The following is a 16,914-nucleotide window of genomic DNA, read 5'->3' as shown; positions in this document are numbered from 1 at the left end:
CCCTCCGCGTGCAACTCCATTGAGGCCGGTCGGATGGGTGCCGGCCGATATGCCGCATTTACACGGCAGCACGCATAGATCTTGGTGACTTATTGTCGTCCCAGCAACAACAAGTCACCAAGATCTATGCGGCCCCGCGACGCGCACCGCCCGCCGGGGATGATTGTGGACCGCGCGGGTGAGGCCGCGGGAGCGACGGCCCGGACCGCGACGGACGTCGCGGCAGCTCAGAACTCGATCCTGAACCTCAAAATTTCCATAGATCTAGCCAACCAGCGCGCAACCGCGTACACGTCGCCAGGCCCGGCAATATGTCGCCGCCATGACGTGGTGATGACGGCGGGCTGACGGTCCGCGTCGATCCTTCCGCACAGCAGTAGTCGCGGAAGGGGTGATGATCGTGCGACTGTCGGCCGCGCACTCCTCGCGCGGGCTCCCGATGCCGGCCGCCCGGGTGGCCCGGCCGCCCGGACTCACCCGCGCGTGGGCGTTCGGCGACGGCTCCGGTGCCGGGGCGGGCGTCTGCCTGCTCGACGGCGGCGTACACGGCGACCTGTTCCCGGGCGGCGAGCCGGTCGCGGCGTACCGGATAGCCGACGGGCCGGACGGGCGGCGGATCGTCGCCGACCCTGCCGCAACGGCGGCGGCCGACCCGAGCCGGGCCACCGACCACGGCACCGCCTGCGCCCGGATCGTCCGGTCGCTGGCGCCGGCGTGCCGGCTGGTCAGCGTACGCGTCCTCGGCCCGGGCCTGCGCTGCGCCGGCGAGGATCTGGTTACCGCCCTGGAGTGGGCGCTGAGCCAGGGCTTCGCCGTCGTGAACGTCAGCATGTCCACCCGGCGCCCGGATCTGCACGAGGCGCTGCGGCACCTGTGCGACCGGGCGTACGTCGGCGGCGGCACGACGGTCGTCGCGGCCGCGCACAACCGGGCCGTGTCCAGCGTCCCGTGGCGGTTCCCGTCGGTCATCTCGGTCGGCTCGCACGGGGTCGCCGACCGCGAGCACCTGGAAGTGAACCCCGAACCGCCCGTCGACTTCTTCGCCTACGGCACCGCCCCGAGCACCGGGACGCAGCCGTTGTACGGCAACAGTTTCGCCGCGGCGAACGTCACCGGCCTGTGCGCCCGGATCCTCGGCGCCCACCCCAAGCTCTCCGCCCAGCACGTCCGAACCGTGCTGGCCGCCATCGCCGACAACCTGGCTCTTCCCCACAACGGAGGTGTCCACAGTGCACCTTGCTGAGATAGTCCGTCTCCGGCTGGTCCCGACCGCCGGGCTGTTCCTCGCGCTGACCCGCCGCTGCCCGCTGTCGTGCGCGCATTGCAGCACGGAGTCGCTGATGACCAGCGAGCAGTACGCCGAGGAGCCGTTCCGGCGGATCGTCGCGTCCTTCACCGCGCAGTGCCGGCCGCACGTGCTCTACATGTCCGGCGGCGAGCCGCTGCTGCGCGCCGGGCTCGTCCGCGACCTCGCCGAAACCGCCCGGGCGGCGGGCACCCGCTCGGGCGTGGTCTCCGGAATGTACTTCGCCCGCGGCGGCGGCAAGCTGCCGGCCGCGCTGCGCCGGGCGATCGCCGCGGTCGACCACTTCACCGCCAGCCTCGACGAGTTCCACGAACGGGAGGTCAGCCGCGCGGACGTGTTCCGGGCGCTGCACGAGATCCGCCAGATCGTGCCGGCGATCAGCCTGCAGCTGACCGGCCGCGACCCGGACGACCCGTACCTGGCCGACCTGATCGCCTCGGCGCGGCGCGAGTTCGCCGACGAGGTGCCGATGCTCGTCGGCGTGGTCAATGCCGTGGGGCGGGCCAAGCGCCACGACCCGGGCACCCCCACCACGCCCGCGTCCCACGCCCCGGGTGGGCCGCAGCCGTGCCTGCTCACGTCCTGGCCGCTGGTGCACTACGACGGCACCGTTCTCGCCTGCTGCAACCAGGAGTTGGTGGCCCGGACCCGCCCCGCCCACCTGGTGCTCGGCGACGCCGCCCGGGATCCGTGGCCGGTCCTACGGGAGCGTTCGCTGCGGCGGCACCTGCTACGCGGACTGCGCCTGCTCGGCCCCATCGAGCTGCGGGCCCGGTTCCAGACCTCGCCGGCGGACGGCGCCTCCGGCGGCTACTGCGGCACATGCGTCACGCTCGGCACCGACGCCGGACTCGACGCCGCGTTGGACCGGTACCTGACCTCGGCCACCGGGAGCGCGCTGGAGGCCGCCGTCCAGCGGATGGCCGAGGCGAGCCCCGCCAAGGCGTTCAGCGGCCGCTACGGCTCGGCACCGCACAGCGAACTGGTCACCCTCGGGCTGGACCGATCATGAGACGGCTGACCTTCGCGGAGGCCGAACGGCTGCGCGGGACGTACGGCAAGACGGTCCTGCTGTTCATCACCGACCGCTGCCCGGTCGGCTGCGCACACTGCTCCGTCGACTCCCGCCCGGACAGCCCGACCGTCGCCGACTTCCCGCTGTTCGCCGAGATCGTCGCCGGCATCTGCTCGGTCGCCGAGATCGAGGCGGTCGCCATCTCCGGCGGTGAACCGTTCGTGGAACGGCGAGCGCTGCCCCTCGCGGTGCGCCAGGTCCGCGACGCCGGCAAGGCCACGGTCGTGTTCACCAGTGGGTTCTGGGCGACCGGCGCGCGCTGCCAACCGTGGATCGCGGAGGTGCTCCGGATGACCGGCACGGTCTTCCTCAGCACCGACAGCTTCCACCAGGGCACCGTGAGCATGGAGCGGTTCCGCCGGGCGGCCGGGTTCATCGCCGCGGCCGGCTGCCGCCTCGTCGTGCAGATCCTCGACCAGCCCGACGTCGCCGGGTACGCCGGCGAGGTTCTGACAGACCTCTTTGGACCGGACTGGACGCGCCACGCGGACCTGAACCGGGTGCCGAACCTGGCGCTGGGGCGCGGCCGGTCCGTCTTCCAGATCACCACGCGGCACCGGCTGGACCACTTCACACCCTGCCGGATGACCAAGGCACCGACCATCCGCTACGACGGAACGGTCATCGGCTGTTGCAACGAGGCGCTGGTGCTCGGCGCCGGGCCCGCCGCGCTGCGCCGGCAGGTCCGCGACCGGCACGAACTGGTGGCGGCACTCCGATCGCTGCGCGCCGCCCCGCTGCTCCGGGCGGTGGCCACCGTCCCCTGACCGACCTGGCCAGACTGCCCGGCCTCGGCGCGCTGGCCGACGACCGGTACGAGGGCATCTGCCAGCCCTGCTGGCGCGCGCACGACCTGGTCGCCGCCGACCCGCGGGCCGGCATCGCCGTCGAGGCGCTGTTCGGAAGGGAATCCTGATGACGCTCACGACGAATACACCCGCGCCCGCCACCGCGGGTGCGCGGCTGACCGCGAAGCTGCGACTCACCGTCCCGGCGATGCTCGCCGAGATGACCCGTATGTGGGACGGTCCGGCGCCCGCCGAGACCTACCTGGCCTGGCTGCGGGTCATGCACGGCACCATCCGCGCCACCGTGCCGCTGATGCTGGCCGCCGCCGAGGCGTGCCTGGCCCGCACCGGTGACCCGGTCGCCGACGAGTTCGCCGCCTACCTCGCCCGGCACATCCGCGAGGAGTACGGCCACGATCGGTGGGTCGAGGAGGACTACGCGGCCGCGGGCGGCGACCCGGTCGACCTCGCCGGCCTGCTGGTCGGCGGCTCGGTCGCCGCACTCGTCGGCGCCCAGTACTACTGGATCCGCCACGTGCACCCCATCGCACTACTGGGCCACATCGCGGTCCTGGAGGGCTACCCGCCGCAGCCGGCCACCGCCGGGCACCTCGCCGGGCTCACCGGTCTGCCGCCGGCCGCGTTCCGGTCGCTGGAACGGCACGCCGTACTCGACCAGAAGCACCGCGCCGACGTCTACCGGCTGCTGGACGCGCTGCCGCTGACCGCCCGGCACGAGGCGCTCATCGGGGTCAGCGCGCTGCACACCGCCGGGACGGTCCGGGAGATCGCGGCCGGGGTCCGCGAGCGGCACGCCTCGTCGACGGGGAGGGAGCGCCGATGACCGCCCGCCCGCCGAGCCCGTTGCGGCTGCGTCCGTACCGTGTGCTGTTTTTCAGCTCGCTGACCTCGACGCTGGGCGACTGGCTCGACTTCGTGGCCGTAGCCGTGCTCGTCGTCGCCGTGTGGCAGCAGGGGCCGTCCGGCCTGGCCGCCGTCGCGGTGGCGGTGGCGCTGCCGCACGTCGCGGCGCCGTTCATCGGCGTGCTGGTGGACCGCTGGCCGGTGCGCCCGGTGCTGGTCGGCGCCGACCTGGGGCGCGCCGCGCTCACCCTCGCGATGGTGTTCGCGCCCGGCCCGCTGCCACTGGCCGCGCTGCTGGCGCTGCGCTCGGTCGGCGCGGTCGCGTTCGCGCCGACCGCGCAGCGGGCGCTGCAGCGCTGCGTGCCCACCGCCGGGCTGATCCCGGCGAACGCGTTGCTGCAGACCATGACGCAGGCGCTGAAGGTGGCCGGCCCGGCGATCGGCGGTGGCCTGCTCGCGGTCGCCTCCCCGCCGACGCTGATCGCGGCCAACGCCGTCTCGTTCCTGGCCAGCGCGGCCATCCTGGCCGGGCTGCGGCTGCCGCCGCGCACTGCACCGCCACCGACCGGCGGGTACCTGGCCCAGCTGCGCGAGGGCCTGTCGTTCGTCGTCCGCGATGCCGCGCTGCGGCTGACGGTCGTCGCGCTTGGCGCGACCGTGTTCCTCGCCGTCCTGTTCGACTCCATGCTTCCGCTGGCGCTGCCGGCCCTCGGGCTGGCACCGGCCTATTTCGGGTACGTGGTGGCCACCGTCGGGCTGGGCGGCGTAGCGGGCGCGGCCGTGCTCGCCCGCTGGGGCGCGGCCGTGCGGCCCTTCACCGTCATCGCCGCGGGTCAGCTCGTCACCGGCGCCACCGTGGCCCTGGCCGGATCGGCCGCGCTCGCCGGCCGTTCCGTCCCCGGCGCCGCCCTCCTCGCCGCCGGGTTGGTCATCGGTGCCGCCGGGGCGGGCGTCCTGGTCGGTTTCCCCACGGTCGTGCAGCGCAGCACCCCGGAACGCCTCCTCGGCCGGGTCTGGACCGCGATCGCCTTCGTGCCGGCCGTACTCCAGATCGCCGCCCCGGCGGCGGGCGCGGCCGTGCTCGCCCACACCCGGGTGGGCTGGCTGTTCGCCGTGGCCGGCGCCGGCCTGGCCGGGCTCGGCCTGGTGACCCTCGCCGGGCAGCGCCGGCTGAGTCCGGACCCCGCGACGCCCGACCTCACAGAGCCCGCGACGCCCGACCGGGCGACCGCGTCCAGCGACACCATCGGGAGGAGGTGAAACCCATGCCACAGTCCATCGACCGGTTCGCAGCCGCCGGCATCGACCTGGCCGATCTGTCCGCCGACCAGCACGCGGTGCTGTCGACGCTGTCCGCCGACGAGGTCGACACGCTGGTGAGCATCAAGCGGCGGTTCGACAACGCCGGCGGCGACACGGAGGCGCACAGCGAGACCGACCCGAAGCCCGGCCACACCGGCGTCATCTTCTGGTGACGCGCCACCGGGGTTGGTGGTCGCCCGGTTTGTTCGCGGGCGGCCACCAACTCGGCCGGCTCAGCTCAGTGGCGTGAAGAAGGTGCGCAGGTCGGCGGCCAGTTGGGCGGGGGCCTCCAGCGCCGGGAAGTGCAGGCCGCGGTCGAACTCGGTCCAGTGCGTGCCCGCTGGTACGGGGATCAGCCTGCGGACCGTCTCGTCGGCGCCGAAGACCGCGAACCCCTGCGGTGCGGTCGGCGGCGCGCCCCAGTCGTGCGAGTGGGCCTGCTCGTACAGGGTGTGCGCGGCGCTGGCGCCGGAACCGGTGAACCAGTACAGGCTGACGTTGGTCAGCAGTTGGTCGCGGTCGACAGGCAGGTCGGTCCACTCGTGTACCTTCTCGGCGATCCAGGCCAGCTGCAGCAGCGGCGAGTCGACCAGGCCGTAGCCGATGGTCTGCGGCCGGCTGTTCTGGATGGCCAGGTAGCCGGAGCCGTCGGTGCGGAAGGCGTCCATCCGGTCGAGGATCAGCTTGTCGACCGGGTCGTTCGGGTCGAGGCGGTCGGCCATGCCGGGCAGGAACGTGGCGGTGTTCGCGGCGGTCAGCGGATCGGTCACCACGTGCACGCCGATCACGTGCGCGCCGTCGAGGCCGCCCACCACGCCGGAGACGCCGGCGCCGATGTCGCCGCCGTGTACGCCGTACCGGTCGTAGCCGAGGCGGCGCATCAGCTCGACCCAGGCGCGCGCGGTGCGCCCCATCGTCCAGCCGGCCCCGGCCAGCGGGGTGGAGAAGGCGTACCCGGGCAGGGACGGCGCCACGACGTGGAACGCCTGGCCCTCGGCGGGATCGACCAGCGGCTCGATGAGGCGCAGGAACTCGGCGACGGAGCTGGGGAAGCCGTGCGTGATCAGCAGCGGCTTGGCGCCGGGCCGGTCGGACCGGACGTGCAGGAAGTGGATCGGCTGCCCGTCGATCTCGGTGATGAACTGCGGGTACCGGTTGAGGCTCGCCTCCTGCGCCCGCCAGTCGTACTGGGTGCGCCAGTACTCGGCCAGCTCGGTCAGCTGGGCCAGCGGCATCCCGCGGGTCCACCCGGCGCCGGGCAGCTCGCCGGGCCAGCGGGCGTGGGCCAGCCGGTCGTGCAGGTAGTCCAGGTCGGCCTGCGGGATCTCGATGCGGAAGGGCTGGATTGTCTCGGTCATAGGGAGCAGGCTATGAACAATAGAGGAAAGGTCCGTTCCTAGATTTCCCCGAGGCTCGAAGAATGTTGGAGACTTCCGCGCGTTTGCTACGGCTGCTGTCGCTGTTCCAGGCGCGGCGCGACTGGACCGGCAGCCAGCTCGCCGAGCGGCTCGGCGTCACCGGCCGCACCATCCGCAACGACATCGAGCGGCTGCGCGAGCTGGGCTACCCGGTCGACGCGCGGCCCGGCGTGGCCGGCGGATACCGGCTCGGCACGCACGGCGCCCTGCCGCCGCTGCTGCTGGACGAGGACGAGGCGGTGGCGGTCGCGGTCGGGTTGCGGACCGCCGCCAGCGGATCCATCGCGGGCATCGAGGAGACGTCGGTGCGGGCGCTGGCCAAGCTGCAACAGGTGCTCCCGTCGCGGCTGCGCCGCCGGGTCGGCGCGTTCGGTTCGTATGCGCTGCCGGTGCCGGCGCGCGGGCCGCGGGTGGACCCGGACGTGTTGACCCTGATCGCCAGTGCCTGCCGGGACCACGAGCGCCTCCGGTTCGACTACCGGACGCACGAGGGGGCGGCAAGCGAGCGCTCGGTCGAGCCGTACCGCCTGGTGAACGACCGCCAGCGCTGGTACCTGGTGGCCTGGGACCTGGACCGCGACGACTGGCGGACGTTCCGGGTCGACCGGATGGCGCCGCGGACGCCGGCCGGGCCGCGCTTCCCGCCCCGCGCGCTGCCGCCCGACCGGGAGATCGCCGCGCGGGTGGCGCGCGGCGTCGGCGAGGCCACCTGGCGGTACCGGGCGCGGGTGATCGTGCACGCGTCCGCGGCGTACGTGCGGGACCGGCTGCCGATCCCCGTCGACGTGCAGGCGCTGGGCCCGGACCGGTGCGCGTTCGAGCCGGGCTCGGACCATCCCGAGATGCTGGCCCTCTACCTGGGGCTGCTGGACGCCGACTTCACCATTGTGGACTCGCCGGAGCTGGCCGAAGCGCTGCGCAAGCTCGCCGGGCGATACCAGCGCGCGCTCGGCGAGAGTGCCGGATGACAGCGGTCACTGGACCCGACCGGTCAGGCAGGGCACGATGGGCCGTGCGATGGGAGGCCCTCCGGATGAAGATCGTTGCGTTGTCCTGCACGCAGAAGCGTCTCCCGTCGCTGACCGACGCGCTGCTCGAGGCGGCGATCACCGGCGTCGTCCGGGAGGTCGGTGACGCGGAGATCCAGCGGATTCGGTTGATCGACCATCGCATCGCGATGTGCGAAGGCGAGGACACCTGCCTTGATCCCGAGGTGGGCCGGTGCACGCTCGACGACGACTTCGAGCAGGTCGTCGATCTGGCCGAGGGTGCGCAGGCGATGCTGCTCGCCATGCCGGTGTACGCGGGGAACGTACCCGCGGTGCTGAAGATCTTCCAGGAACGCTTGAAGAGCTTCATGAACGCCAGCCAACGCCCGTTCGGCAACCTGCTGGTGGGGACGATCGTGCATTCGCGCACGATGCTGACCGAGCCCGCACTGGGATCGTTGTTCCCGTGGTATCTGCGCCTACGGAACAAGAACGTGGCGTCGGCGTGCTTCACCCAGAACGATCATCAGGACCTGACCCGCACCGCGGCGTTCGACCTGTGTGTGGCCGTGGGCCGGCAACTCGGCATGACGCTCGACGGCAGCCGGTCGCCGGCCAACAACCGCACGGCACTGCCGTTGGTTCAATCACCGGCTCGTCCGCGGTGCGGTGACCCGGCCGCGTCCTCTCCGGGAGCGTGAGCAGATTCCGCGCGCCAGGTGCACCCGTCGCCCGCCTGTTCGCACGACACCGTGACGTCCGGTTCCACGTAGCGGGCGGCGATGGCGGTGTTGAGTTCCTGGCAGTACGGGCACGGTGACGAGAACGTCAGCACGACGCCGGCGCGTTCGGCCCGTTTGCGGTACCGGAGGATCCCACAGTCGGCGTTGCGCAGGACGGTGCCCGAGGGCTGGGGCTCACTGGTCACCGCCGAGTCGTACAGCAGCAACTGACGCTGCAGCCGGGTCATGAAGTGATCGGTGGCGGATACCCCGGCGGGCCGTTGCGCTCGCAGGAGCTTGGCGGTGATGCGGGAGTTCGCCTGGATCCACGCGGCCATGCCTTCTTCGCCGTGCTCTGCCAGGAGGAACTCCTCGGCGGCCGCCTGGGCCTCGAAGAACCGCTGGCGCCACAGGTCGACCTTCTCGGCCGGGTCGAGGGGAGACGGTTCACTGGTCATGGTCCACGTCCAGCTCGGCGAAGACCTCCTGGGCGACGCGCAGCCCGTTGTTGGCGACCGGCCAGCCACCGTAGTAGGCGAGCTGAATGATGACTTCGACGATCTTCTCTCGCGACATCCCGAGGTGCAGGGCGGCACCGATGTGGCCGCGCAACTCCCAATCGGTCCGCGCCAGCGTGACCGCGGTCAGCGCGACCAGTTCGCGCTCCTCGACGCTCAGGTGCGGGCGGGTCCAGATCTCACCGAACAAGTGGTCGACGGTGATCTGCAGGAACTCCGGGTAGGAACCCGGGCGCGGTTCGCGGCCGAAGACCTGCTGGAACATGGCCTCGCCCCGCTCATGTCGGGCAGCCGGCTGATTCATCGATCAACTCCTTCACTGTCCGGTCACAGGATGATGCTGAGCTTTCCGTGCTCGTACAACGTCTCGTGGTCGAGCACCACGACCCGCCTCCGGACCCGGAACGACTCGTCCTCGACGACGAGCTCGAACCGGCATTTTCCGACGTAGGCGTCAGAGCGCCCGTGCCCGAACCGGTACACGATGACGTTCGCCGCCACGTCCAGGTGCGTGCCCCGATCGGTCAGGATCTCCACGTTGCTGATCATTCGATTCGTCCGCGACCGAGGGTTCTCGCACCACACCTCACCGTTGAGGAGTTGTTCGATCCGCTGGCGTAACCGGGCAGCATCGTCGTCGATGAGCCCGAGCGCGTCGGTCGTCTCGCCGCGGACGTCGGTGGCCGGCACCCGGTAGCGGATGTCGTCGGTCAGCATCTCGTCGTACCACTCGAGCAGGCGCCACTCGTCGAGCAGCCGCGCCTCACGGAAAAGGAACTGGCTCACCCGGTGCCACAACCGCACCTGGGCCGCTTCGTCGACCGTCAGTTCGGTGGTCATCGTGGTTCTGCCCCGTGCATCAGCCGGTCCCACTGTCGCCAGAACTCGCGGGCGGGAAGCTCGTCGGTCGTCTCCGGGACCTCCTTGTTCATACCGCGTGACAGATCCGAGTAGCGGACCGTGCGGTTGAGATAACCCCGCTGGCACGACTCGACGATCTCGATGTCGTCGGGAGTGGCGAAGCCGGCGGGGCCGAGGAACGTCAGGTAGTGACTCTTGCGGAGTTCCCGGATGTCCGGATCCTCGTCCCTGGGGCCAGGGCGACCGAGGTGATGGCCATCTGGCCGGCGCCGATCGGGTCGATCTTGCGGATCGTGATCGCGATCGCGTCGATGATCATCAAGTTGGGGAAGATCAGCACCGCACGATTGGTGCCGGTGATCCGTTCGGCGCGTTCGGCGCCGAACCGGTCGACGAACCGTGCGGCCGTCGCCTCGATCCGCGGCCGGACCTCGGCGCCGAACATCGGCGTCCAGTAGGCGAGCGGGCGGGCTGCCGCCGGTGGCAGCTCGTTGGCTCCATGCCCCAGTCCGAGGGCGCAGCCGAAGCCGCCCCGTCGTCGTGGTGGCACCGACCCCAGCGACTCCATGTAGCTGACGTAACGCTTGTGCAGGGCCCGGAAGTGGTAGATGTCGACGCTGTTCTCCATCATGAGCTTCCAGTTGGCCCGAGCCCCGTGCAGTTGCGCACCTTGGATCACCTCCATCCCGACCTCGGACTGGTCGTCGATCAGATCGAGGTACTCCGTCGCACCCGCCAGGTACTCGGTCAGGGTGCGCGGCTGCTCCGGATCGAAGGTGACGAACACGAAACCGCGGTAGCTGTCGCTACGGTGCTGTGCCAGGCCGAAGTCCGCCTTCCGAAAGCCTGGCCCGTACCCGTCCGGGATCGGGACCCCGACCAGGTCGCCCTGGTTGGAGAACGTCCAGTCGTGATACGGGCACCGGAACGATCTGGCCTGCCCGGCCGGCTGCGAGCAGATCAGAGCCCCGCGGTGAGTGCAGCTGTTCGCAAACACCCGGATCACCCCGTCGGACCCGCGCGCCATGAACACCGGGCGCCCGCCGACGTCGCGTGCCACGTAGGAGCCCGGCCCGGGCACCTCCGATTCGTGCCCGACGTACAACCAGCAGCGATCGAAGATCCTGGTCATCTCCCGTGCGGCCAGGTCGTCGTCGGTGTAGGCGCGGCGATCCACCCGGAACGAGAGGCGTTCAAGATCATCGATCACGATCGGGGCGCCCACCGGCCGCTGCAGTTCGATCGTCACTGCTCCCCCTTTCGCTGTAGCGTCTCGACGGTGCTGATGACCAGCTCGGCCGTGCGCACGGCAGAATCGCCGCACTCCGACTGCGCGGCGCGCAGCCGGGCCCGGTAGTCCTGGGCGGGATCGAGCAGATCGGCGACGGCGTCGGCGACCGCCTGCTCGGTGACGCCGGCCGGCTCCAACGCCGTCCCGAAGCCCGCGCTGCCCACGAAGTACGCCTGGACAGGCTGATCCACGGCCAGCGGGATCACCAGCATCGGTGTCGCCGCCCGGATCGACTCCGCCACGGAGTTGTACCCGCCATGGGTGATGAACACGTCGGCGCGTTCGAGCACCTCACGTTGCGGCAGATACGGGGCGGTGAGCACTTCGTCGGGCAGCGCGAGCTCCTCGGCGAGATCTCCCACCGCGGCGATCACCTGCGCACCGGTCGCCGCCGCCCCGGTGATCACCGTGCGCAGCAGGTCCGGCCGCCGGTAGAAGATCGTGCCGAAGGAGACGTACACCACCGGGCGGTCGGGGTCGATCCGATCCAGGCCCGAGAAGGCGACCTCGTCGCCGCGGGTCCCCGCCGCACCCGGCAACCCGACCAGTTGCACACCGTCGTCGGTGACCGCGTCGTCCCCGACGAGAGCGGGAATCGTCGGCATCATATTGAGAATCGGCGAACGCGCCGAATGAGTCCGGGTCGACCACAACACCCCGTGCCTGGTCAGATAGTCGCCGACCTGCTCGTCGTACGGCCAGCGACCTCGGCGATGCTCGCTCGGGCACACTCCGCCCAGGTTGGCCCAGATCATCCCGTACGGCACTCCGGACGCCTGTGCGCCGACCATGGCCGACGCCGTGACCGGCAGCGAATCGACGAGCACGAAATCCGGCGCCGTCGCACGGAGCGCGTCAGCTGTCTGGTCCGCCACCGGCGACGACTGGAGCATCGGGCCGATCTTCGCCGGGTCGCCGCTCCACGGCGCCATCTCGACCTGCCCGATCGCGTGGACCTGCGCCTTGCCCAAGGCATGGCGACGCTGCTCGTCGAGCACGCCACCGTCCGCAGACAACAGCAGCAGCGCAACCTCACTGCCGGCAGTTCGGAGCGCATTGACCACCGGAATATACGGGTTCAGGTGACCATGCTGAGTCGTGGTGAGGAGGGCGACGCGCATCAGATCTCCGATCCATCGAAAGAAGACGACCAGGCCGACTCAAGATCTGGCTCTGGATGCACCACAGCAGGCATTCCCACGATCGCTGGGGGACACATCGATCGACGCCGTTGCGCAAAGCCTGCCGGGATGTGCTATCGATGTCAACGCCTCGCAACTGTCAGCTCACCAGAGATGATCTGGCCTAACGGGGACTTCTCCGAGCATTAGTCCGCAAAGGCTGCATGCGGGTCCGCACGCGGAGTTTAACGTCCAGGTTGGACAGTGGTTCGTCCATGAGGAAGACCTGCGATGTCCAGGTCGAGCGCGTCGACGGCCTGGCGGGTCGTGCCCGGGTATACCCGCGTGGCCATTTCGAATGGGGTTAACTGGATGGTGGAGGTGCGTTCGTGAGCAACGTGGAAACCGAGCCGGTCGAGATGCGGTGCGGGGAGTTGGTCGGCGACCCGCAGTCGCCCGAGGCGCCACGGGTCGAGGTGCTCTCCCCGCGCGAGGTACCGCTGGGCGGGCCGCGGGCGATGTCGGTGCGGCGGACGTTGCCGCAGCGGGCCCGCACGCTGATCGGAGCGTGGTGCTTCGCCGACCACTACGGCCCCGACGACGTCTCTCGCACGGGTGGCATGGAGGTCCCACCGCACCCGCACACCGGCCTGCAGACGGTGAGCTGGCTGTTCAGCGGGGAGGTCGAACACCGCGACAGTCTGGGCAGTCACGCCTTCATCCGGCCCGGTGAGCTGAACCTGATGACGGGCGGGTACGGCATCGCCCACTCGGAGGTCTCCACACCGCGTACCGAAGTCCTGCACGGCGTCCAGCTATGGGTCGCGCTGCCCGCAGAGCACCGCGACGCCGGCCGGGACTTCCAGCACCATGTACCCGAACCCGTGCGGATCGACGGGGCCGAGATCAGGGTGTTCCTGGGCGCGCTGGCTGGCGACGTCTCGCCGGTTCGGACGTTCACCCGCCTGCTCGGCGCCGAGATCACGCTCGAACCCGGTGCGGCGGTCACACTCGCCGTGGACAGCACGTTCGAGCACGGCCTGCTCGTGGACATCGGGCACGTGCGCGTGGCCGGCACCCTGCTGCGCCCGGCGGAACTCGGCTATGTCCCTGCCGGCCTCAGCGCGTTGTCGCTGGCGAACCCGTCGGACGGGCCGGCGCGGACGATCCTGCTTGGCGGCGCTCCGTTGGAGGAGGAGATCGTCATGTGGTGGAACTTCATCGGCCGCACCCATGCGGACATCGTCCAGGCCCGAGCGGACTGGGAGGCCGCCACCGACCGCTTCGGCGCCGTCGAGGGATACCCGGGGGACCGCCTTCCCGCGCCCGCGCTGCCGAACGCCACCATCCTGCCGCGCGGGAATCGCCCGCGTTCGTAAGGCGTTGACAGCCCTGTGGAACTGATGGACGAGTACCGGCGGGCGCGGCTGCTCATGGAGCTGGGCAAGCCGGCCGAAGCGGCCCGGATCCTGGAGGCCGTCATGGCGGCCGAGCCGGGAAACTCCGACGTGCGTCTGCGCCTTGCGCTGGCGTACTTCGCCTCGGCCCAGCTCACCAAGGCCGAGGCGCACCTACGTGATCTGGTGGCGCGCGACCCCAGCGACCATTACGCGCACCATATCCTTGGCCGCACCCTCGAACGGCAAAGCCGCACCGCCGAGGCATTGCCGCACCTGCGGCTCGCCGACGCCATGGCACAGATAACCGAGTACCGCACAGCGGTGGAGCGCGCGGTCACCTCGGTGACGCCCAACTCGTGACGCGCGGAGGGTGAGGCCGCGGGAGCAGCGGTCTGTACCGCGACGGACGTCGCGGTAGCTCTGAATTTTGGATCTAGACGAGTTAGGGTTCGGAGCTGACCTTTTCTCGTCTAGATCGCCGTCAGTCGACGACGGCGATTGCGTCGACCTCGATCAAGTAGCCCGGCGCCGCCAGCGTCTGCACTCCCAGCAGCGTGTCGGTCGGCTTGTGATCGCCGAACACGGCGATCCTGGCCGCTTCGATGATGGGCAGGTACTCGCGGCGGTGATCGACGACGTAGATCGTAATCTTGGCGACCTGGTCCGGTCGGGCTCCGGCGGCGGTGAGGGCCCGGCCGAGATTGGCGAATACTTGCCGGGCCTGGGCCGCCAGGTCGCCGGGAGCGACCAGGTTGCCATCAGGGTCGTCGGACATCTGCCCGGCGATGAACACCAGCCGGCTGCCGGTCGCGGCGATCACGTGGCTGTAGGTCTCCGGTTTGTCCAAGCCCTCGGGTTGGACGATCTCAAGTGCCATTGGCGCGGCCCCCTCATGGATACGTGACGAGTGTCGCAGTGGTGGCGCGGGCGCGGGCGCGGGCGATGGCTTGTCCGCGTTCGGTGTCGGGGAAGCGGTCGAGTCTGGCGCGGACCTCGTCGGCGTCCACGTCGGCGCCGAACAGTTCGGTGCCGGGTTCCATGCGGATGCCTTCGGCGAGCGGGCCGGCGACGACGGGATCGAAGCCGAGTTTGTCGACGAACGCGGCTATGGTGGCGAGGTCGGCGGCGGAGTCACCCGCGATCGCGACGGCGGTGCGTCCCGGCTGTCCGGCGGCGCGGGCCTTGTCCTCGATGTCGTGGTAGCCCACGTGGTTGAACGCCTTGACGACGCGGGAGCCGTGCAGAAACGCCTGGACGGTCTCGCTCGAGGAGGTGCGGGGGTCGGTGAGGTCGTCGCGGATGCCGTCGATCTCCCACCAGTAGTTCATGGCGTCGATGACGAGCTTGTCGTGCAACGCCTCCGCGGGGATGCTGCGGTGCTTGCCGAGGGGCAGGGCGAGGATGACGATGTCGGCACGGGCCGCCTCCGCGGCCGTCGTGGCCACCGCTCCCGGGGTGAGCACTTCGACGGTGAGGGCGATCCGCGCGGGGTCGCCGGAGCCGGCGAGCAGTACCCGGTATCCAGCGGCCAGCGCGAGCCTGGCCAGCACCGTACCCATCTTGCCGGCACCGAGGATGCCGATGCTGCCGTTCATGTTCTGACTCCCGGGTCAGTCGGCGAGGATGTCGCGGATCATGGGGATCACCTTGCTGCCGTAGAGTTCGACGGCGCGCAGGCGGGCGCTGGTCGGCTGTGATCCGGCGGTGTAGATGAGGTCGAAGCGGCCGACGCCGAGGTCCCTGATCGTGCCGGCGATCTTTCGGGCGACGGTCTCGGGCGAGCCGATGTACAGGGATCCGCGTTCGATCTCGCCGTCGAACTCCGCGCGGTTGGTGGGCGGCCATCCGCGCAGCGCGCCGATGCGGTCGCGCAGGACCCGGTACCGCGGCCAGAACACCTCCTTGGCCTGCTCGTCGGTGTCGGCGACGAAGCCGGGGGAGTGTATGCCGACCGGGTGCGCGGTGGTGCCGAGCTGCTCGGCGGCTCGCCGGTACAGGTCGATGTAGCTGGCGAAGCGTTTGGGCGGGCCGCCGATGATGGCCAGCATGAGCGGCAGGTCGTAGTGGGCGGTGCGGATGACCGACTGCGGCGAGCCGCCGACGCCCACCCAGGTGGTCAGCCGTCCCGACTCGGTCTTGGGGAAGACGTCGGCGTCATCGAGCGCGGGGCGCATGGTGCCGGACCAGGCGACCGGCTTCTCGTCCAGCAGCTGCACGAACAGTTCGATCTTCTCCTCGAACAGCTTGTCGTAGTCGCGCAGGTCGTAGCCGAACAGTGGGAAGGACTCGGTGAATGAGCCGCGTCCCAGGATCACCTCGGCGCGCCCGTTCGAGAGCGCGTCGACGGTCGCGAAGCGTTGGAACACCCGGACCGGGTCGTCCGAGCTCAGTACGGTGACGCCGGAGGCCAGCCGGATCCGTGAGGTGCGTGTGGCGATGCCGGCCAACACCGTCTCCGGTGTTGATATCGAGTACTCCGGCCGGTGGTGCTCGCCGAGCGCGATGGCGTCGACGCCGAGCTCGTCGGCCAGCACCGCCTCGTCGACGACCTGCCGGATCGCGGCGGCGTGGGACACAAGGACGCCGGAGTCGTCTTCCGGCACGTCGCCGAAGGTGTCGAGTCCGAGGATGACGTCGGACATGGGTGGCCTCCTCGCATGGATGACACGTCAATTATGTATCATGTGATTGACATGTCAATCAGGAGGGCCGATGACGCGGGACACACCCAGGCGGCGGGGTCGCCAGCTGCCGACCGCCGATGAGCTGCGGATCTGGAGAGATTTCATCGAAACGGCCGAGGCTCTCCGCGCCGAGCTCGCCTCCCGGTTGCAGAGCGAGTCCTCGCTGTCGCCCGGCGACTACGCGGTACTGCTCGCCCTCAGCGAGGCGCCGGGACGGCGGATGCGCTCCTCCGACCTCGCGGCAAGCATCGGCTGGGAGCGCAGCCGCCTCTCCCACCACCTCGGCCGGATGCAGCGACGCGGCCTGATCCGACGCGAGGAGTGCGCCACCGACAACCGGGGAGCCGAGGTGGTGCTCGACCCGGCCGGCGCCGAGGCGTTCGCGGGCGCGACCTTTCCGCACTTGCGCGCCGTTCGTGAGCTCTTCGTCGACGCACTCACGGCGCAGCAACTCGACGCTGCGGGAGAGATCGCCAGGTCGCTCCGTGCGCGTCTCGATTCCCGCACCACGTGACACGTCGTCGTACCGCACGTCCGGAGGTGCGCCACGAGCGGCCACGCTGCGACGCTCTGTG

Annotated in this window: 20 protein-coding genes; 11 read left to right on the top strand and 9 right to left on the bottom strand. The window is 70.6% G+C overall.

The window, feature by feature from the left end:
* Positions 1–394: 394 nt before the first annotated feature.
* From Prum_RS03825 to Prum_RS03800, 6 genes are all read left to right on the top strand, one after another.
* Entirely contained in the window at positions 395–1,243 is an 849-nt protein-coding gene (locus tag Prum_RS03825; RefSeq protein WP_173074011.1) for a S8 family serine peptidase, read from the top strand.
* Entirely contained in the window at positions 1,230–2,318 is a 1,089-nt protein-coding gene (locus tag Prum_RS03820; protein ID WP_173074009.1) for a radical SAM protein, read from the top strand. The genes Prum_RS03825 and Prum_RS03820 overlap by 14 nt, the downstream gene beginning before the upstream one ends.
* Positions 2,315–3,148, top strand: coding sequence for a hypothetical protein (locus tag Prum_RS03815; protein ID WP_173074007.1), 834 nt, complete (start codon positions 2,315–2,317; stop codon positions 3,146–3,148). Before Prum_RS03820 ends, Prum_RS03815 begins: the two co-directional genes overlap by 4 nt.
* Positions 3,149–3,296: 148 nt before the next feature.
* Positions 3,297–4,013, top strand: a complete 717-nt coding sequence (locus tag Prum_RS03810) for an iron-containing redox enzyme family protein (RefSeq protein ID WP_173074005.1) — start codon at positions 3,297–3,299, stop codon at positions 4,011–4,013.
* Positions 4,010–5,293, top strand: a complete 1,284-nt coding sequence (locus Prum_RS03805; protein WP_173074003.1) for an MFS transporter — start codon at positions 4,010–4,012, stop codon at positions 5,291–5,293. The genes Prum_RS03810 and Prum_RS03805 overlap by 4 nt, the downstream gene beginning before the upstream one ends.
* Positions 5,294–5,298: 5 nt before the next feature.
* Positions 5,299–5,508, top strand: coding sequence for an aroma-sacti cluster domain-containing protein (locus Prum_RS03800; RefSeq protein WP_173074001.1), 210 nt, complete (start codon positions 5,299–5,301; stop codon positions 5,506–5,508).
* A 60-nt stretch (positions 5,509–5,568) separates the two neighbouring features.
* Here Prum_RS03800 and Prum_RS03795 read toward each other — a convergent pair whose 3' ends face one another.
* Complete coding sequence (locus tag Prum_RS03795) at positions 5,569–6,693, bottom strand: epoxide hydrolase family protein (RefSeq protein ID WP_173073999.1); 1,125 nt, start codon at positions 6,691–6,693, stop codon at positions 5,569–5,571.
* 62 nt (positions 6,694–6,755) lie between these two features.
* On the opposite strand from Prum_RS03795, the gene Prum_RS03790 reads away from it, so the two are divergent.
* Positions 6,756–7,721, top strand: coding sequence for a helix-turn-helix transcriptional regulator (locus Prum_RS03790; RefSeq protein WP_173073997.1), 966 nt, complete (start codon positions 6,756–6,758; stop codon positions 7,719–7,721).
* Between the two features lie 65 nt (positions 7,722–7,786).
* Positions 7,787–8,443 carry a flavodoxin family protein gene (locus tag Prum_RS03785; RefSeq protein WP_173073995.1) on the top strand — a complete coding sequence of 219 codons (657 nt, stop codon included), beginning with the start codon at positions 7,787–7,789 and terminating at the stop codon, positions 8,441–8,443.
* Here the strand turns inward: Prum_RS03785 and Prum_RS03780 are convergent.
* From Prum_RS03780 to Prum_RS03760, 5 genes are all read right to left on the bottom strand, one after another.
* Positions 8,386–8,922: a hypothetical protein gene (locus Prum_RS03780; protein WP_173073993.1), complete on the bottom strand. Its 537-nt coding sequence runs from the start codon at positions 8,920–8,922 to the stop codon at positions 8,386–8,388. The genes Prum_RS03785 and Prum_RS03780 overlap by 58 nt on opposite strands.
* Positions 8,912–9,286, bottom strand: a complete 375-nt coding sequence (locus Prum_RS03775; RefSeq protein ID WP_173073991.1) for a carboxymuconolactone decarboxylase family protein — start codon at positions 9,284–9,286, stop codon at positions 8,912–8,914. Before Prum_RS03775 ends, Prum_RS03780 begins: the two co-directional genes overlap by 11 nt.
* 23 nt (positions 9,287–9,309) lie before the next feature.
* Positions 9,310–9,822 (bottom strand): aromatic-ring-hydroxylating dioxygenase subunit beta, encoded by a 513-nt coding sequence (locus tag Prum_RS03770; RefSeq protein WP_173073989.1) that lies wholly within the window; start codon positions 9,820–9,822, stop codon positions 9,310–9,312.
* A gap of 202 nt (positions 9,823–10,024) precedes the next feature.
* Positions 10,025–11,092 (bottom strand): aromatic ring-hydroxylating oxygenase subunit alpha, encoded by a 1,068-nt coding sequence (locus Prum_RS03765; RefSeq protein WP_246277628.1) that lies wholly within the window; start codon positions 11,090–11,092, stop codon positions 10,025–10,027.
* Positions 11,089–12,255 (bottom strand): glycosyltransferase, encoded by a 1,167-nt coding sequence (locus tag Prum_RS03760; RefSeq protein WP_173073987.1) that lies wholly within the window; start codon positions 12,253–12,255, stop codon positions 11,089–11,091. The genes Prum_RS03765 and Prum_RS03760 overlap by 4 nt, the downstream gene beginning before the upstream one ends.
* Positions 12,256–12,644: 389 nt before the next feature.
* Between Prum_RS03760 and Prum_RS03755 the strand changes: the two genes are divergently transcribed.
* Complete coding sequence (locus Prum_RS03755; RefSeq protein ID WP_173073985.1) at positions 12,645–13,634, top strand: pirin family protein; 990 nt, start codon at positions 12,645–12,647, stop codon at positions 13,632–13,634.
* A gap of 15 nt (positions 13,635–13,649) precedes the next feature.
* Positions 13,650–14,015 carry a tetratricopeptide repeat protein gene (locus tag Prum_RS03750; protein WP_173073983.1) on the top strand — a complete coding sequence of 122 codons (366 nt, stop codon included), beginning with the start codon at positions 13,650–13,652 and terminating at the stop codon, positions 14,013–14,015.
* A 121-nt stretch (positions 14,016–14,136) separates the two neighbouring features.
* On the opposite strand, the gene Prum_RS03745 is transcribed toward Prum_RS03750, so the two are convergent.
* The 3 genes from Prum_RS03745 to Prum_RS03735 are packed head-to-tail and all read right to left on the bottom strand — an operon-like array spanning position 14,137 to position 16,297.
* Positions 14,137–14,532, bottom strand: a complete 396-nt coding sequence (locus tag Prum_RS03745) for a RidA family protein (RefSeq protein WP_173073981.1) — start codon at positions 14,530–14,532, stop codon at positions 14,137–14,139.
* 13 nt (positions 14,533–14,545) lie between these two features.
* Entirely contained in the window at positions 14,546–15,250 is a 705-nt protein-coding gene (locus Prum_RS03740; RefSeq protein WP_173073979.1) for an NADPH-dependent F420 reductase, read from the bottom strand.
* Positions 15,251–15,265: 15 nt separating this feature from the next.
* A complete protein-coding gene (locus Prum_RS03735; protein ID WP_173073977.1) occupies positions 15,266–16,297 on the bottom strand; it encodes an LLM class flavin-dependent oxidoreductase in 1,032 nt (343 codons plus the stop codon).
* A 70-nt stretch (positions 16,298–16,367) separates the two neighbouring features.
* On the opposite strand from Prum_RS03735, the gene Prum_RS03730 reads away from it, so the two are divergent.
* Positions 16,368–16,853 carry a MarR family winged helix-turn-helix transcriptional regulator gene (locus tag Prum_RS03730; protein WP_173073975.1) on the top strand — a complete coding sequence of 162 codons (486 nt, stop codon included), beginning with the start codon at positions 16,368–16,370 and terminating at the stop codon, positions 16,851–16,853.
* Positions 16,854–16,914 lie beyond the last annotated feature (61 nt).

This window comes from Phytohabitans rumicis, assembly GCF_011764445.1.
Taxonomy (GTDB): domain Bacteria; phylum Actinomycetota; class Actinomycetes; order Mycobacteriales; family Micromonosporaceae; genus Phytohabitans; species Phytohabitans rumicis.
Note: the sequence above shows the minus strand (reverse complement) of the source record. Positions and strands in the feature narration are given on the sequence as shown.

What these genes read in the sequence shown, in the direction of transcription:
- Prum_RS03825 (WP_173074011.1), top strand. Translation starts at nt 395, where the DNA reads ATGATCGTGCGACTGTCGGCCGCGCACTCCTCGCGCGGGCTCCCGATG.
- Prum_RS03815 (WP_173074007.1), top strand. Translation starts at nt 2,315, where the DNA reads ATGAGACGGCTGACCTTCGCGGAGGCCGAACGGCTGCGCGGGACGTAC.
- Prum_RS03810 (WP_173074005.1), top strand. Translation starts at nt 3,297, where the DNA reads ATGACGCTCACGACGAATACACCCGCGCCCGCCACCGCGGGTGCGCGG.
- Prum_RS03805 (WP_173074003.1), top strand. Translation starts at nt 4,010, where the DNA reads ATGACCGCCCGCCCGCCGAGCCCGTTGCGGCTGCGTCCGTACCGTGTG.
- Prum_RS03800 (WP_173074001.1), top strand. Translation starts at nt 5,299, where the DNA reads ATGCCACAGTCCATCGACCGGTTCGCAGCCGCCGGCATCGACCTGGCC.
- Prum_RS03795 (WP_173073999.1), bottom strand. Translation starts at nt 6,693, where the DNA reads ATGACCGAGACAATCCAGCCCTTCCGCATCGAGATCCCGCAGGCCGAC.
- Prum_RS03790 (WP_173073997.1), top strand. Translation starts at nt 6,756, where the DNA reads ATGTTGGAGACTTCCGCGCGTTTGCTACGGCTGCTGTCGCTGTTCCAG.
- Prum_RS03785 (WP_173073995.1), top strand. Translation starts at nt 7,787, where the DNA reads ATGAAGATCGTTGCGTTGTCCTGCACGCAGAAGCGTCTCCCGTCGCTG.
- Prum_RS03780 (WP_173073993.1), bottom strand. Translation starts at nt 8,922, where the DNA reads ATGACCAGTGAACCGTCTCCCCTCGACCCGGCCGAGAAGGTCGACCTG.
- Prum_RS03775 (WP_173073991.1), bottom strand. Translation starts at nt 9,286, where the DNA reads ATGAATCAGCCGGCTGCCCGACATGAGCGGGGCGAGGCCATGTTCCAG.
- Prum_RS03770 (WP_173073989.1), bottom strand. Translation starts at nt 9,822, where the DNA reads ATGACCACCGAACTGACGGTCGACGAAGCGGCCCAGGTGCGGTTGTGG.
- Prum_RS03760 (WP_173073987.1), bottom strand. Translation starts at nt 12,255, where the DNA reads ATGCGCGTCGCCCTCCTCACCACGACTCAGCATGGTCACCTGAACCCG.
- Prum_RS03745 (WP_173073981.1), bottom strand. Translation starts at nt 14,532, where the DNA reads ATGGCACTTGAGATCGTCCAACCCGAGGGCTTGGACAAACCGGAGACC.
- Prum_RS03740 (WP_173073979.1), bottom strand. Translation starts at nt 15,250, where the DNA reads ATGAACGGCAGCATCGGCATCCTCGGTGCCGGCAAGATGGGTACGGTG.
- Prum_RS03735 (WP_173073977.1), bottom strand. Translation starts at nt 16,297, where the DNA reads ATGTCCGACGTCATCCTCGGACTCGACACCTTCGGCGACGTGCCGGAA.
- Prum_RS03730 (WP_173073975.1), top strand. Translation starts at nt 16,368, where the DNA reads ATGACGCGGGACACACCCAGGCGGCGGGGTCGCCAGCTGCCGACCGCC.